We start from the raw sequence: 16,600 nt of genomic DNA, 5'->3' as shown, positions 1-16,600 counted from the left end.
ATTAAAAATCTGAATAGATATATTACGAAAAAGGCGTACCACAAACTCTCATTATTTGTGGTACGCTTTTTATCAAAACCAATTTTATTTTAGTTCATCTTGAATTAATTGAGTTAAGTATTGTAATGATTGGTTATCCTTATTGATGTATGGATTGTGATTTTTAGGAACCATATCATTTAATAAATCGCGTGTTAACAAATCAGCATCGGTATACCAAACATTAGATAAGCTTTTAATAACGTCTTTATAAACACCACGTTCTTCGACATATTCAGTATGATGCGGTGTGTATAGACACACATGTTTATCTATTGTTAAAGCATCAAAGATAATTGAAGAATAATCTGTTAAAACAACATCAGAAATAAGTAATAGGTCCTGTGTTTCAATACCTTTTTGGGGTAAAATCACGCCATCAGGTAAATGAGCTATATGCTCGCTTTCAACGTGTCCTTTAAATATGACATTATATTTAGCTAATAATTGTTCTGAAATCGGTAATAATGCATCATCATGATGGTCTGAAACCCATGTCGGTGCATATAATAGCACAGGTTTATTTAAATCACATTCCAATTCACGTTTAAGTTGTTCATGAAATGAAGACTCATCCAGTTTATTTAATAAATATTGTACTCTTGGATAACCAATTGGTAACACGTCAGTATGATGTGTTGGAAAAGCTGAATGGAACTTATCCATAGCTAGTTTAGAGTCACAAACTAAATAATCTTGTTTAGCTAATTTATTATATTTACGAGCTCTGTAATTATAAATATTTAAGTTTTGATTAGGTTCTCGACTATCTAAAAATAACTTTTTAATTGGTGTACCATGCCAAAGTTGAATAATAGTACCATTAGGTTTGATGTTATCTGGTATATAGCTTTCAGTAACTACAACTCGAGCTGTTTCAATCATCGCTTGGGTCTCTGAATCATCAGGCGATATAAAATGTGGTCCTTGTCTATCATTTGTCACAAAATAAGTTTCGATAGTTGGATTACGCTTAACAAAATAACTAAATAAATATTTAGAATTGCCACGATATCCATAATCAAAGCCAATAAAGACAACATGATCTTTCAATACCGTTGAATCTTTATCGTAGATATAACTTATTTCTCTATGCTTTTTTAATGAATGGTTTTTAAATGGTTTGAACATCCATTTTGGCAATTTGAATTTTGTACTTAATAACACTGAATCTGAATATCTTAAGTCACTATGGTCATCAAAAGTGAATTTAGGAAAAGGTACTTTTTGACGATGTTCATAAGCTATCGTATTTAAATAGAATTGATTGATTTTACTTATATTATCTTTATCAATAGATGACCAAAGTTCTGTGCTTGTTTGCATTGGTGCTTTGAAATCATAGACGACATGTCCATCGACAGCAAGTTGGCCTTTTAAAATAGTAACTAAAGCTAAATCGAATATAGTTTCAATATTGAATTTTTCTAAATGCGACAAGGCTGATTTAATTTCAAAAATCACATTTGGATAATGATTAATATTTTTCACCCAGTCTATAAAATCGATGGTTTCAAGCCCAAAATAACGGCAATCATTTAGATATGATTTGTCGATTGTATAATCAACAATGATTGAAGTACTTTTTAACTCTACAGCCTCGAGCATTTTTTGATGAATCATCATGTCATTCGAATAAGGGGCAAAATGAGTGTAGCCTTCATCTAAAGCTTTCGTGAGTTGAATATCTATATTTTCTAAATTAGTAATATTAATTTGCTTTATCATATTGTTGACCTCTTTAGACTAAATTTATTCTTCCTATTTTATCACGTGAGTCGAATGAATACATCATGCGGCACTTATCTTTAATGAAAAAATCGTTTTCACATTCGAATACAATTTAAAAGAATGAGTGATTGAGAATATTATTAAATAATTGAGAAAAACTATAAAAACAATGTTGTAATTTTAACTAGAAGATGATATATTTTAATTGTGAAAAAGTTCACAAGTAATAAATGAATATAATTTAATGAAAAGTCACAATCATAGATATTAATAATTTAATTTTTGATATAAATCTAGCTAGAGACAACAAAATTTATAGTAAAGGAAGAGTCAAGCTATGTTAGTAAATTCATTCAATCCATTTGATAACTTAGTGTTATCTAGCATTATTGCTGCAATCCCTATTATTCTGTTTTTATTATGCTTAACTGTTTTTAAAATGAAAGGGATTTATGCGGCAGTGACAACATTAGTTGTAACACTGTTAATCGCAATTCCGTTCTTCAAACTTCCAGTAGGTATTGCTTCAGGCGCAGTTGTGGAAGGTTTCTTCCAAGGTATTATTCCTATTGGTTATATTGTTATGATGGCAGTATTACTTTATAAAATCACACTAGAATCTGGTCAGTTTTCAACGATTCAAGATAGTATCACGAGTATTTCGCAAGACCAACGTATTCAATTGTTATTAATTGGATTTTCATTTAATGCCTTTTTAGAAGGGGCTGCTGGATTTGGGGTGCCTATTGCGATTTGTGCATTATTATTAGCACAATTAGGCTTCAGACCATTACAAGCTGCTATGTTATGCTTAGTTGCAAACGCGGCTTCAGGTGCATTTGGAGCTATTGGTATACCAGTTGGTGTTATAGATACTTTACATTTACCTGGTGATGTATCAGCTATGGGCGTTTCTCAAACATCTGTATTTACTTTAGTTATTATCAACTTCTTCATTCCGTTCTTATTAATCTTTATCATTGATGGATTCAAAGGAATTATAGAAACGTTACCTTCAATCTTAGTTGTATCAATTACTTATACTGTATTACAAGCTTTATTAACCGTATTTAATGGACCGGAATTAGCAGATATCATTCCACCATTAGCATCAATGTTAGCTTTAGCATTATTCTCTAGAAAATTCCAACCTAAACATACGTTTAGAGTTCAAAAAGATGTAGAACCTGAACCAGTTAAACATCACAGTGCTAAATCAATATTATATGCGTGGAGTCCATTTGTCATTTTAACGATTATAGTTATGATTTGGAGCTCACCATCATTCAAAAATTTATTCTTGCCTAAAGGTAAATTATCAAGCTTAGTATTGAACTTTAATTTGCCAGGAACATTTAGTGAAGTCGCACATAAACCAATCACATTATCATTGAACCTGATTGGACAAACGGGTACAGCGATTTTAATTACGATTATTATTACTGTATTAATGTCTAAAAAAGTTGGATTTGGTGACGCAGGGCGTTTATTTGGCGTAACATTTAAAGAGTTATGGTTACCGATTTTAACAATTTGCTTTATTTTAGCTATCTCTAAAATTACAACATATGGTGGTTTAAGTAGTGCTATGGGTCAAGGAATTGCAAAAACAGGCGATGTATTCCCATTATTATCTCCAATACTAGGTTGGATTGGTGTATTCATGACCGGTTCAGTTGTGAATAACAACTCACTATTTGCACCTATTCAAGCATCTGTAGCACAACAAATTGGTACAAGTGGTTCATTATTGGTCGCTTCTAATACAGTCGGTGGCGTAGCAGCGAAATTGATTTCTCCTCAATCCATTGCTATTGCAACTGCAGCCGTTAAAGAAGTAGGTAAAGAATCAGAACTATTAAAAATGACTTTAAGATACAGTGTTGGATTACTTATCTTCATTTGTATTTGGACATTTATATTATCAGTGATATTGTAAGAACAAATTAAATAAGCATTTAAAAACTGATTTCTCGATGATCGAGAAATCAGTTTTTTTAGTACAAGATATTTAATGAATGAAAGCTAATTGAACATATTCATGAAGTCGTGATATACGGCTTCTGCAGAATATGATTGAAGTGTCTCATGTCCTTCTTGAAGAATGCGTTGTAGTTCATCATCATTATGCATCGTTAAATCGATACGTTTCGCAAGTTGTGATGTATCATCATGAGCAACTAAGTAACCATTCTTACCGTTTTTAATGATTGAATCAGGGCCAGTATTCCCATCGAAACTTATAACTACGTTATCTTGTGCCATAGCTTCTAATATCACCATACCAAACCCTTCGTTTCTAGATGGTATGACAGTGATTTTACTTTGAGCTAACTTTTGATTAAGGGATAGTGTGGCAGGATAAAGTTGTACGATATCTTTTAATTGATATTGGTCGATAAATTGTTTTAAATGGTCTTTCTCTTGTCCATCACCATATAAATGTAACTCATAATTTAAATGTCTTAAATCATCTTGAATTAATCTGATACTTTCTAATAAGAGATCAAATCCTTTTTCGTATTCTAATCTGCCTGCTGCAAGAATAATATTTTTCTTTTGAGCAGCGATGCGTTTATTATTAGCAATATTTGGTACGACATAAACAGGCGTTTTTAGTTTAGATTGATATATAGCTTGATCAGCTGTAGTCAACGTTGTCACTTTATTAACATCGCGGTAGGCATTAATGATTTGATTTTGGAATTTTTGATCATGTGCATTGAAATTCATATGTTCCATAGCAATGGTAGTAACATTTTTATTCTGATATTTAGCAATTAAGATATTGAAACTTGCCCTTGTACCAATTAGGACATCTGTTGATACACGTTTGATCGCTTTAATCATCTTTTTCTCAACGTAACTCGAAAATTGATTTAATCCAGGTTCATATTGAGATATGCGTTTAGGCTTTAACAGGGGTGTATATTTTTTGATACGATTTGCTAAAATAGCATTGAAATGAGTTGGTTTTAAACGATAATCAACTAAAACTTGTACTTTGATATCTTTGTGTAATTTGAAATAGGGATGATCCTTGCCTCTAAAGACTGAAATAATCGTAACAGGATGACCCTTTTCAGCTAATGTGTTAGCTAGCTGCGAAATCGATTTAGCTGTACCGCCCATGGCATAGATATTATGCATGAAAAATGTGAACGACTTCATTTGAACACCTCGTATGTTTTGTGAATTTTTAATTATTATATCATGACATAGTTTACAAAATAGATAAACGAATATGTTAAAATAGATATATTACCAATATTTAGAAAACATCTATTTGGTTGAAATATAGATAAATATTAATTTCAATTGAATTAACCTAAGATGATTAATTGTAATTATATTGTACAATAGGTGATTGTATTCATTAAAATAGTCATGATATGGTACAATATAAAATGTTTTAAGTGTCATGTTTTAGGTAATGGATTGAGTGATTATGACTAGATTTCATGAATAATAAAACTAAGACAAAATGATGTTTAGAAAAGAATAACATTATTGATTTTATTTTTTTATCTAATTAGAAAGCGCTTTAATATAAGTCTAGATCATTTGATGTTTCATTAATCAACTAAAAAGGGGGACTGTATTTGTTATGAGTACACAACATAGCAAAACAGACGTCATCTTAATTGGTGGCGGTATTATGAGTGCAACACTAGGAACATTATTAAAAGAATTAACGCCTGACAAAGAAATTAAAGTATTTGAAAAGTTAAATCAACCTGGCGAAGAAAGTTCAAACGTATGGAACAATGCTGGTACAGGGCATTCAGCATTATGTGAATTGAACTATACTAAAGAAGGTAAAGATGGATCTGTAGATATTAGTAAAGCGATTAAAATCAATGAACAATTCCAGATTTCTAAACAATTTTGGGCATATTTAGTTAGAACAGGTCAGTTAGAAAATCCTGAAAACTTCATCCAATCAGTACCACATATGAGCTTCGTAAAAGGTACTAACAATGTTGAATTCTTAAAACGACGCGTAGAAAGTCTTCAAAAAAATGTATTATTCGGTAAAATGGAAATTTCAGAAGATAGAAACAAAATTGCTGAATGGGTACCATTGATGATGGAAGGTAGAACAGATGATGAACCAGTTGCAATTACTTATGATGAAACTGGTACAGATGTTAACTTCGGTGCCTTAACTAAAAAATTATTTAGTAATTTACAACAAAAGAATGTTGAAATTCAATATAAACATGAAGTATTAGATATTAAAAAACAAAGTAATGGGACTTGGTTAGTTGAAGTGAAAAATTTAACGAATAATCAAGTAACAACTTATGAAACTGACTTTGTATTTATCGGTGCAGGCGGTGCAAGCTTGCCATTACTACAAAAAACAGGTATTAAAGAATCTAAACATATTGGAGGATTCCCAGTTAGTGGCTTATTCTTAAGATGTAAAAACCCTGATGTGATTAATCGTCACCATGCGAAAGTGTATGGTAAAGCTGAAGTGGGCGCACCACCTATGTCTGTACCTCACTTAGATACGAGATTTGTGAATGGTGAACGTTCACTATTATTTGGACCTTTCGCAGGATTTTCACCTAAATTCTTAAAAACAGGTTCATACTTAGACTTAATTAAATCAGTAAAACCAAACAATATCATAACAATGTTATCAGCAGGTGTTAAAGAGTTTGATTTAACTAAATACTTAGTATCACAATTAATGCTTTCAAATGAAGAAAGAGTTGACGATTTACGTGTCTTCTTACCAAATGCTAAAGATGAAGATTGGGAAGTCATTACGGCAGGACAACGTGTACAAGTGATTAAAGATACTAAAGATGCCAAAGGAAACCTACAATTTGGTACAGAAGTAATTACATCAGAAGATGGTACATTAGCAGCATTACTAGGTGCATCACCAGGAGCATCAACAGCTGTAGATATCATGTTTGACGTACTTCAAAGATGTTATAAAGATGACTTTAAATCATGGGAACCAGCAATTAAAGAAATGGTACCTTCATTCGGTTTAAACTTATCAGAACATGAAGATGTATATCACGCAGTAAATAAAGAAATTGTTAAACATTTAAAAGTTAAATAATATAGCGAAAGCGCCTCACTTATAAGTAGTTTACTACTAGTAAGTGAGGCGCTATTATTAATGATTAGAATTCATTTGGTAAATTTTTTCATTAATATTTTTGATTTCTCTTTTAGTTTTAAAGTAACTTATAAACCATATCAAGATGTAGATGCCTATAAAAATAACGGTGTATGAAACTAAACTCATCATTTCTAAGGGGAACCAACCTGCTATGATTGCAAGGATAGTAAATGGAAAATAACTACAAATAAAATGAATAAATGTAGATTTTGTAATACTCCAATCGGTAGCATTAAATATTAGACTATTAAATGAAAATAAAAGACCTATAAGCATCCAAATAGACATTGATATCAACATAATGATAGGTTCTGAAAGATGATGGTAATAAATGGTTCCCATAGTTGAAGACGGTGACAATGGATGATAGTGTCCATTAGCATGGAGATAACTGAAAAAATTAGATATTAATAACCCAATTATTAAACTAATGAAAAGTGACTTATAAATGTTTTTCATAATGATAATCTCTCCTTTATTGATTTTAAATATCTTCTAGAGGAATAAGTGTAATCATCGTCTAAGTTCTTTAAATACATACGTATTAATCCGTTTGCTTCTAATTGTAGTTTAATAATGGCATTTTGATTAACAATTTCTGACTTAGATATACGAATAAAAGTGTTTGGGAGTTGTTCTTCTAACTCATATAGTCGGTATTTAGTATTGAAAACTTTGCCATTTGATATTGCTACAACATGTTTTTGTTGAGTACGGAAGCTAGTGATGTGTTCGATTTTTAGTTGGAATATATCTTCATTTAATTTGCCATTTATTTCAGTTAAACGATCAATGTCTTCAACAGTTTGAATTATTTTTTGTACATTTTTATCCATTTGTGGTGAATGGATTTCTACAAATTGTTTCTGTTCAGTGGGGCTAATAAATAATTTTAATTGCACAGTTGTAACCTCCTCTATATTAATCATTAAAACATAATAATTATTTGGAAAAGGATAAATAAAGATAAGCGGTTAATATATAAAGCTATGTGGTTATTATCTTTGCTGATTGACCACATAGCTTTAATTCTTGATTTTGAAATTATTATATATTTTTAGGCAAAATAATTGTGAAGGTTGTACCATCTTGATGGCTACTTGTAACATGTATCTTTCCGTGATGGAGTTGAATAATAGATTGTGTAATAGCTAGACCCAATCCGTTACTATTGTCATCTGTACTACGTTTGTAAAAGCGTTCAAACAAATGAGATTGCTCTGACGTGTCGATGACATCACCTTGATTTGTAACTTTTAATTGAATGCCTTGAGCTATTTGTTTCAATTCGATATTAATCAGTGATGCTTCATGTGAATATTTAATGGCATTGATAATTAAATTACTAATGGCCTGATGTAACAATCTTTCATTTCCTAGGAAATAAGTGGATTCTAAATCTGACATCAACATTAGTGATTTTTGGTCGATAGCGTAATGTTCATGTCGCACAATACGATTGATTAATTGATCGAGTTGAATTTGATCCGAGAAAGTTAAATGCTGAGCATTATCGAGTTCTGATAGTAATAATAATTCTTTTGTAAGTTCACTCAACTGGTTTGTAATTTGATAGATATCATTTATGCTTTGTTGACGTTCGTTTTGATTCTTAGCATGTTCTAAATCTACTAATGATTGTCTAATGTGTGTGAGCGGTGTTTTAATTTCATGTGATACATTCTGAACAAAATGTTGTCGCATTTCATCAACTTGCTTTAAAGATTGACGCATCGTATCAAAGCGATATTGTAGTGTACCTATTTCATCTTGACGGGTCTGCTTGATAGGGGTGATAAAGTCTCCATTCATTAATCTTTCTGTGCCTTGTTTTAATTGTTTAACAGGCCTAACAATGGCATAGGTTGAAGCGATGACAAGTGAAATAGAGATTAATAATAATAAAGTTAAGAGCACTGCTAAAAATAGTCTGAACTCACTAAATGTTTCTCCAATATCAGGGCGCATAAAGACAGCGACATTCTCGTGATGATTTTTAAATTGTAATCCTACAGTATTATCTGTTTCATTATCGAAAAAGCCAGTTACAAAAAGTTCGAAAGGCTTATTTTTAATACCATGATACTCATTGCCCTTTAACACACTTTTAATATGATATTGCGATAAGTTATCTTTTCTAAATTTTGCACCATAGAATGTCTTCTTACCATCCTGATCAACTGTCATAATTTGATAATTCATCTGACCAAGATGTTTAAAGTAATGATTAAGATGATTATTATGATTGTCACCCTCAAAATCTCTTGCTTTTTTTAACGTTGTCATGATTTTCGTATCATTAGACGCCTTTAAATTAAAATGGTAATAGATATTTGTGAAAATAAAACTAATAAAGGCACTGAATAATATGACGGTAATGGTATAAACAGCGATTCTGATATATAACGTTTTAAACATGGTGTTCCACCTTATAACCTTGACCACGCACTGTCTTAATTGTCACGTTTGAATCTAATTGCTGTAATCGTTGTCGTAATCGTTTTATATGTACGTCAATAGTTCTTTCATCACCTTCGTAATCATAACCCCATATTTTTTCGATAAGATGTGTCCTAGAAAATATTTGCTTTTCATTTGAAGCTAATAGAAATAAAAGTTGAAATTCTTTGTTAGGTAATGTCATCGTTTTACCATTTACAACAACTTCCATATAAGCTTGATGTAAGGTTAAATTCCCGATCGTTAATGTTTCATCCGCATGGATATGGTACCGACGTAAGACAGCCTTAATACGAAATATCAGCTCTTTTACTTCAAAAGGCTTAGTTAAATAATCATCCGTTCCACTTATAAATGCACGTTCTTTATCACTTAGTGCATCTCTCGCCGTTAACATAATAACTGGTAAATCGTAATCTTCTTTAATCACATGACATAATTCAAATCCATCCATTCCGTGCATCATAATATCCACGATTGCAATATCAACTTGATGATTATCAAGAAAATGAAGTGCTTCTTCACCATTGGTATGAGTATATGTATGAAAATGTTCTCTTTCCAAATGTGTTGAGACGTAATTTAATATTTTAGGGTCATCATCTACAATTAGGCAACGATTCATATCCACACTCCTTTTTACTTTATTATACAATGAATAAATTTTATAAAACAATGTATGCTTGAGTTCATATTCAGTTCACAAATGTTCCTTATGATACAACTATCAACAAACACAGTATAGGAGCGAGTATGAATGAAATTAGCATGGAATGAAATTAAATTTTATAAGTTTAGATATGTATTAATCATGTTAATCATAATCTTATTAAGCTTAATGGTGCTATTTATTAGTGGTTTAGCACAAGGACTAGCTAGAGAAAATGTTTCTATGTTCGATCAATTTAAATCAACACATTATATTACTCAAGATATGAAAGAACCTCAGATTGAAAAATCTCAACTATCTCCAAAACAGCAAATGAAAATTAATAAGGAGACTAACATAAAGCCTACTCAAATGAATTTACAAAGTTTAGAAGTGGCGGGTAATAATGATGAAGATGTACTCACAATGTATTCTCCACAAGAACAACAATTTGATTTGAAAGAAGGGCAACTACCTACAAAGCACAATCAAATTGCAGTGAATCAAAAACTGACAGGTGAAGGTATTAAAATAGGGGATGTTATTCAGTTCAAGCACCATCAACAAACATATAAAGTCACAGGTATTCTTGATGATGCAATGTATGCACATAGCTCTATCGTATTGATGGATCAAAAGGGATTCCAGGATATTAATAAACAATATGCATCATTTTATCCAATTAAAACTTTATCTCAACAGAAAGAAAAACAATTAAACGATATTCCAGGCATCAAAGTGACGAATACCGACGAATTGAAAACAAACATTGCAAGTTATCAAGCCGAACAAGCACCGTTAAATATGATGGTGATTAGCCTTTTCGTTATTACAGCAATCGTTCTGAGTGCTTTCTTCTATGTCATGACCATTCAAAAAATATCAGAAATTGGCATTTTAAAAGCAATTGGAATCAAAACTAGACATTTACTGACGTCTTTATTACTTCAAATTTTAATCGTGACATTATTATCCGTAGTCATTTCAGTCGGTATAATTGCTGGTATTGCTATGATTTTACCTGTGACAATGCCGTTTCACTTAACTACTATTAACTATCTTTTAGTAATTAGTATTTTTATCATCGTCGCTATTATCGGTGCGGTATTATCATTCATTAAAGTTATTAAAGTTGATCCTATAGAAGCAATTGGAGGTGGAGAATAATGTCATTACAAGTTAACCATATTGTGAAAACATTTGGTAAGGGAGAGACTGAAACAAAGGTATTGAAAGATATTGATATCACGGTGGAACCAGGAGAGTTTATTATACTTTCAGGTGCCTCAGGTTCAGGAAAATCTACGCTTTTATCCATTCTAGGTGGTTTACTTTCTCAAACAAAAGGAGAGATTAATTACCAAGGAAAGCCATTATTTTCAAATACTCAACGTAATACTGAACGCCGTTTAACGGATATTGGATTTATATTCCAATCATCACATTTAGTCCCTTATTTATCAGTGTTGGACCAACTAACAATTGTAGGACGAGAAGCAGGAATGTCAAAAAAGGAAGCAAATCAACGTGCATCGAAGTTATTGAGTGACATTGGATTATCAGACAAATTAAATGCCTTTCCTCATATGTTATCGGGTGGACAAAAACAAAGAGTTGCAATTATGCGAGCATTGATGAATAATCCTAAACTGTTACTAGCAGATGAACCAACAGCTAGTTTAGATGCTAAACGAGCAATATCTGTTGTAAAAATGATTAAAAAGGAAATTATAAATAATGATATGTGTGGGATTATGGTCACACATGACCAACGATTATTTGAATATGCTGATAAAATGATTTATCTTGATGATGGTAAGATTGTAAAACATATAACATTATAGGATATTTATAAAAAAGTGTCTTATGTACGTCATAAAAGTAACGTATATAAGACACTTTTTATTTAATCCATAAAATGATGATACTTATCCAAAATGTGAGTGCAAAATATATTGTTAAAAGTAATCGATATTGATACATCACACCTAAAAAGTCTCTAATTAAAGCAATATGGAAGAAATGATAGGGCGTATGACTTCCAACACCATAAGTTGGAATATCTAAATTTTTTGCTAATTTGAGTGCCCGCAATATATGAAATTGACTTGTTACACATACTATCTTTGGCATATTAACGAAATAGTCATGAATAATGTCTTTAGAATATACAAAGTTTGTGTGTGTATTGGTAGATTGTTGTTCTAATAAAATATTGTCATTGGGTACACCCTGTTTAATCAAATATCGTTGCATTGCGATTGACTCTGGTATAGGTTCGTCTGGTCCTTGTCCACCTGATACTAGTAGTTTAGGTATATTTTCAGAATGATGATAAATTTCAAGTGCACGGTCCAATCGTTCTTTTAACATTGGTGTCACTTCTTCAGTAAATATACCTGCTCCTAATACAATAATTAAATCCACTGATTGATTGAAATGACGTGAACCAAATGTGGATGACCACGTGAGATAACAAAGAAATGCAAATAATGTTGTAAAACCGATCAAACTTAGCCATAATGCAATGCCATTAATAATAACTAAAGGTGACAGGCTAATATAGAAGCAAGCACTCATAAATAATATTAAACGCATGATGCTTAAACACATTTGCTTAATAAAATGACGACCACGCTGATTAAACAGAATAGCATGATGTTTTAATAAACAAAATGCTATTAAAATGAGCATAAGGATAATTAATTCATATGGAATGCTATACGTAATGAGATGAAATATTAAATTAAAGAAACCTAATATAATAGTAGAAATAAATCCAGTCACGCTTAATGTGATGTATTGGTTGATTAATAATGACAAGATTATCAAGATGATTAATAACGTTAAAATCAATGGAATCATGCGCACACCTCTATATTGTATGTACATATAAATGTAGTTGATAGTAAATAAATAAGCAACTCAAAAGATATTGTGATAAAACTGTTTTAAAGGTTTCATTTTATAATTTTTCTTGATATCATTTATAGGATGAAAAATAAATAATTTATATAAATCAACACAGTCTTGAGGAGATATATATGACTAGACAATTAGAAGATCATATCGCATTTTTAGAAATGTTTATTAATAATGTAAATACTTTAACGGCTAAATTGTTGAAAGATTTACAAAATGAATATGGCATTTCTGTCGAACAATCCAATGTACTAGCTATGCTTAATAATGAATCCATGACAATAAGTCAAATTACAGAAAAGCAAGGTGTTAATAAAGCGGCGGTGAGTAGAAGAATTAGTAAGTTATTAGATGCTGGATTAGTTGTTCTAGAAAAGCCTAATGCTAATATCGATCAAAGGCTTAAGTGTATAACTTTATCTAAAAAAGGAAAGTCATACATGGAGAAGCGTAAAACATTGATTAATGATATCGCAATGGATTTTACAAAAGATTTTTCTTCTGAAGATTTGGATCAAGTTAGACATGTCTTAGAAGTTATTAATTATAGAATGACAAATTACAGTTCTAAATTATCTTAAATATCATTAAATCTACACTATACATAATAGAAGTTTTAGGAATATAATTTGATAGTAGATTAGTCATAAGACTAAATATGTATGTTTTTGGAAATCATTTAGTTATATAATGAAATTATCTGTAATAATAGAATGTATATTGATTGAATTATTGAAATTAATAATAAATTAATCGTTTTTAACAATAGATATAAATCGTAGATGGAAATTATTTTAAACTGACGAGTGTTTGGAAATTGAGTAGAGGTGATAAGATGAAACAGTGCCCTCAGTGTGGTGCTTCTGTGGAGAAGGATGCACACACTTGTCAAAATTGTGGCCAGTCAATAAAAACAGAAACAAAGCATAAAAGTAAGCAAAATAATAGTGAACAGCATCAAAGCAACACAAATCAATCTTCAGATAAAACAACAAATATAAAGATTAGAAAGATTGTACCAGTTGCCATTATATTTTTTATTATCATCTTATTGGTCATTTTATTCTTCCTTTTAAGAAATTTTAATTCACCTAATGCTCAAACAAAAATATTAGTCAATGCGATAGACAATGACGATAATCAAAAAGTGGCTACATTACTCAGTACTAAAGATAATAAGGTAGATCCTGATGAAGCTTCTGCATATATTAAATATATTAAAAAAGAAGTAGGAATTAAAAACTTTATTAGAGATGTCAGAAATACAGTTGATAAATTAAATAAGAGTCATTCTAGCGTGGCATCTTATATTCAAACAAGAGATGGCCAAGATGTGTTACGCGTAAGTAAAAATGGTACACGATATCTTATATTTGATAATATGAGTTTTAATGCACCGACGAAACAACCGGTTGTCAAACCAAAAGTAGATACAAAATATGAATTTAAATCCGGTGGTAAACGTAAAAAAGTAATTGCAGAAGCGGATAAAACAACGCCATTAGGTCATTTTATTCCTGGTGATTATAGTATTGATGCTACTAAAGAAACTAAAAATGGTGTGTTTAGTGGGAAACTTGACTTTGATTTTAAAGCAACCAATAGTGAGACTGTCAATGTGACAGAAGATTTTGATGAAGCACATCTCAATATTAAATTAAAAGGTGCTTCTAAACTTACAGATAAATCGAAAAAAGTAATCATTAATGATCGTACGTTATCATATTCAAATTCTAAAGAATATGGTCCATATCCTAAGAATAAAGATATTACTGTCTCCGCTGAAGGTTCAGCTAAAGATAAAACTTTTGAATCAGAAACTAAGACGATCAAAGCTTCAAACCTCAAGGATAATACAACAATCACCTTAGACTTCGATAGTGATGAAATTGATAAATATGTGGCTAAAAAAGAAAAAGAAGAAAATAGTTTGAAAAATAAACTCACTCAATTTTTTAGCGGATACTCATTAGCATTAAATTCAGCAATGAATGAAAATAACTTTGATTTAATATCAAGTTACTTTAAGAAAAATTCATCATTATATGACACGATGAAACATCAATTAGAGAATAATCAATTAGTATCATTTCAAACATCTCAAGTCGTAAGTGCAAGTCAAAGTGGAGATAAAGTTAAAGCGACAATCCAACAAATAAATGAAAATGGGCAATTGATTAATAAAGACTACGAATTAGAAGAAACATCTAAAGGTAATGATTTTAATTTAATTAAAGCATCAAATGAATAATAGTAATGATGGACGTAGGACAAGTGATCTTATTATAGAAGCGGGCACTGTTCTGCGTCTGTTTTTTATAGGGATAAAAATCCAATTGCATAAAATAGAATGTATAGCGTAATATATTGATATATGTAAAAATAAAGCCATTTGCAAAAAAATATTAAGGTGGTTTCAAAAATGAATCAAAAAGTACAATCGAAAAAACAATCCCCTATATTTGTAATCATCTTAGGTGCACTAACAGCTATTGGTGCATTATCGATAGATATGTTTTTACCGGGATTACCAGAAATCAAAAATGACTTTCATACCACAACGTCTAATGCACAACTCACATTATCGTTATTTATGATTGGGTTAGCGTTAGGAAACTTATTTGCAGGTCCGATATCAGATGCTACCGGCAGAAAGAAACCGTTATGGATATCAATGTTCATTTATACGTTAGCAAGTTTAGGTATTGTTTTTGTCACGAATATCGAAATAATGATTGCATTACGCTTTATTCAAGGTGTAACAGGTGGGGCGGCTTCCGTCATTTCAAGAGCTATTACCAGTGATATGTATAAAGGCAAAGAGTTAACTAAATTTTTATCATTGCTCATGTTAGTAAATGGTGTTGCACCTGTTATCGCTCCGGCTATCGGTGGTGTTATCTTAAGCTTAGCCGTATGGAGAATGGTATTTATTATACTAACTGTCTTTGGCATACTCATGGTTATTGGTTCTCTAACCAAAGTGCCTGAGTCTTTACAGGACGATGAAAAAGATAGTGATGGTATTAAAGAAATGTTTAAAAACTTTAAACATTTATTAGAGACACCTAAGTTTGTGTTGCCTATGTTAATCCAAGGCTTTTCTTTTATTATGTTATTTACTTATATCTCAGCATCACCATTCATTATTCAAAAAATATATGGTATGTCAGCTCTACAATTTAGTATTATGTTTGCAGCAATTGGTATTACATTAATTATTTCAAGCCAATTAGTAGGTGTGCTTGTCGATCGAATAGAGAGACGACAACTGTTGAAAATTGTGACATATATTCAAGTGCTTGGCGTTGTGATAGTTGCTATTACACTACTAAATCATTTGAGTTTTTGGATATTAGTCATTGGTTTTATTATTTTAGTTGCACCGGTTACAGCCGTTGCAAGTTTAGGTTTTTCAATTGCTATGGATGAAAGTACAAGAGGGAGAGGTAGTGCTTCTAGTTTATTAGGATTGGTACAATTTCTATTAGGAGGACTTATGTCATCATTAGTTAATGTGATGGGTGAACATAATGTGATACCTTATGTGGTGATTATTAGTATGACAGCAGTGATTATGATTATTTTACAAACCATTTATACGAGACTACAACGTCGATCTTAAGAATGGGTTTGATTTATAAGATAAA

At 31.0% G+C, this 16,600-nt stretch carries 14 protein-coding genes; 7 read left to right on the top strand and 7 right to left on the bottom strand.

Annotated elements, in window-relative coordinates; genetic code table 11:
• Nucleotides 1-84 precede the first annotated feature (84 nt).
• On the bottom strand, nt 85-1,767 hold the full coding sequence (locus ACZ267_RS01010; RefSeq protein ID WP_079448967.1) for a CDP-glycerol glycerophosphotransferase family protein: 1,683 nt from the start codon (nt 1,765-1,767) through the stop codon (nt 85-87).
• A gap of 340 nt (nt 1,768-2,107) precedes the next feature.
• Here ACZ267_RS01010 and ACZ267_RS01005 point away from each other — a divergent pair, with 340 nt between their 5' ends.
• Nucleotides 2,108-3,709 (top strand): L-lactate permease, encoded by a 1,602-nt coding sequence (locus ACZ267_RS01005; protein ID WP_047211009.1) that lies wholly within the window; start codon nt 2,108-2,110, stop codon nt 3,707-3,709.
• An 86-nt stretch (nt 3,710-3,795) separates the two neighbouring features.
• Here ACZ267_RS01005 and ACZ267_RS01000 read toward each other — a convergent pair whose 3' ends face one another.
• A complete protein-coding gene (locus tag ACZ267_RS01000) occupies nt 3,796-4,941 on the bottom strand; it encodes a glycosyltransferase family 4 protein (RefSeq protein ID WP_047211008.1) in 1,146 nt (381 codons plus the stop codon).
• A 436-nt stretch (nt 4,942-5,377) separates the two neighbouring features.
• On the opposite strand from ACZ267_RS01000, the gene mqo reads away from it, so the two are divergent.
• The gene (mqo, locus tag ACZ267_RS00995; protein ID WP_002467378.1) at nt 5,378-6,856 is read left to right on the top strand and encodes a malate dehydrogenase (quinone); all 1,479 of its coding nucleotides are present in this window, start codon (nt 5,378-5,380) and stop codon (nt 6,854-6,856) included.
• 57 nt (nt 6,857-6,913) lie between these two features.
• Here the strand turns inward: mqo and ACZ267_RS00990 are convergent, their stop codons facing one another.
• From ACZ267_RS00990 to ACZ267_RS00975, 4 genes are all read right to left on the bottom strand, one after another.
• On the bottom strand, nt 6,914-7,378 hold the full coding sequence (locus tag ACZ267_RS00990) for a DUF3021 domain-containing protein (protein ID WP_047211007.1): 465 nt from the start codon (nt 7,376-7,378) through the stop codon (nt 6,914-6,916).
• The gene (locus ACZ267_RS00985) at nt 7,375-7,848 is read right to left on the bottom strand and encodes a LytTR family DNA-binding domain-containing protein (RefSeq protein ID WP_031464052.1); all 474 of its coding nucleotides are present in this window, start codon (nt 7,846-7,848) and stop codon (nt 7,375-7,377) included. The genes ACZ267_RS00990 and ACZ267_RS00985 overlap by 4 nt, the downstream gene beginning before the upstream one ends.
• 118 nt (nt 7,849-7,966) lie before the next feature.
• Complete coding sequence (locus tag ACZ267_RS00980) at nt 7,967-9,337, bottom strand: HAMP domain-containing sensor histidine kinase (protein WP_047211006.1); 1,371 nt, start codon at nt 9,335-9,337, stop codon at nt 7,967-7,969.
• The gene (locus tag ACZ267_RS00975) at nt 9,330-10,004 is read right to left on the bottom strand and encodes a response regulator transcription factor (protein ID WP_047211005.1); all 675 of its coding nucleotides are present in this window, start codon (nt 10,002-10,004) and stop codon (nt 9,330-9,332) included. The genes ACZ267_RS00980 and ACZ267_RS00975 overlap by 8 nt, the downstream gene beginning before the upstream one ends.
• A gap of 132 nt (nt 10,005-10,136) precedes the next feature.
• On the opposite strand from ACZ267_RS00975, the gene ACZ267_RS00970 reads away from it, so the two are divergent.
• Both ACZ267_RS00970 and ACZ267_RS00965 read left to right on the top strand, forming a co-directional pair.
• A complete protein-coding gene (locus tag ACZ267_RS00970; RefSeq protein WP_047211003.1) occupies nt 10,137-11,195 on the top strand; it encodes an ABC transporter permease in 1,059 nt (352 codons plus the stop codon).
• Complete coding sequence (locus ACZ267_RS00965) at nt 11,195-11,872, top strand: ABC transporter ATP-binding protein (RefSeq protein WP_047211002.1); 678 nt, start codon at nt 11,195-11,197, stop codon at nt 11,870-11,872. Before ACZ267_RS00970 ends, ACZ267_RS00965 begins: the two co-directional genes overlap by 1 nt.
• 58 nt (nt 11,873-11,930) lie before the next feature.
• On the opposite strand, the gene ACZ267_RS00960 is transcribed toward ACZ267_RS00965, so the two are convergent.
• Nucleotides 11,931-12,893 carry a YdcF family protein gene (locus ACZ267_RS00960; protein WP_047211001.1) on the bottom strand — a complete coding sequence of 321 codons (963 nt, stop codon included), beginning with the start codon at nt 12,891-12,893 and terminating at the stop codon, nt 11,931-11,933.
• 179 nt (nt 12,894-13,072) lie between these two features.
• Between ACZ267_RS00960 and ACZ267_RS00955 the strand changes: the two genes are divergently transcribed.
• The 3 genes from ACZ267_RS00955 to ACZ267_RS00945 all read left to right on the top strand — a co-directional run bounded on the left by ACZ267_RS00955 (nt 13,073) and on the right by ACZ267_RS00945 (nt 16,575).
• The gene (locus ACZ267_RS00955) at nt 13,073-13,531 is read left to right on the top strand and encodes a MarR family winged helix-turn-helix transcriptional regulator (protein WP_047211000.1); all 459 of its coding nucleotides are present in this window, start codon (nt 13,073-13,075) and stop codon (nt 13,529-13,531) included.
• Between the two features lie 254 nt (nt 13,532-13,785).
• Complete coding sequence (locus tag ACZ267_RS00950; RefSeq protein ID WP_047210999.1) at nt 13,786-15,201, top strand: zinc ribbon domain-containing protein; 1,416 nt, start codon at nt 13,786-13,788, stop codon at nt 15,199-15,201.
• 171 nt (nt 15,202-15,372) lie between these two features.
• Nucleotides 15,373-16,575, top strand: coding sequence for a multidrug effflux MFS transporter (locus ACZ267_RS00945; RefSeq protein WP_047210997.1), 1,203 nt, complete (start codon nt 15,373-15,375; stop codon nt 16,573-16,575).
• The last annotated feature ends 25 nt before the right edge of the window (nt 16,576-16,600 follow it).

The sequence above is a fragment of the Staphylococcus sp. AC872 genome (assembly GCF_979255425.1).
Note: the sequence above shows the minus strand (reverse complement) of the source record. Positions and strands in the feature narration are given on the sequence as shown.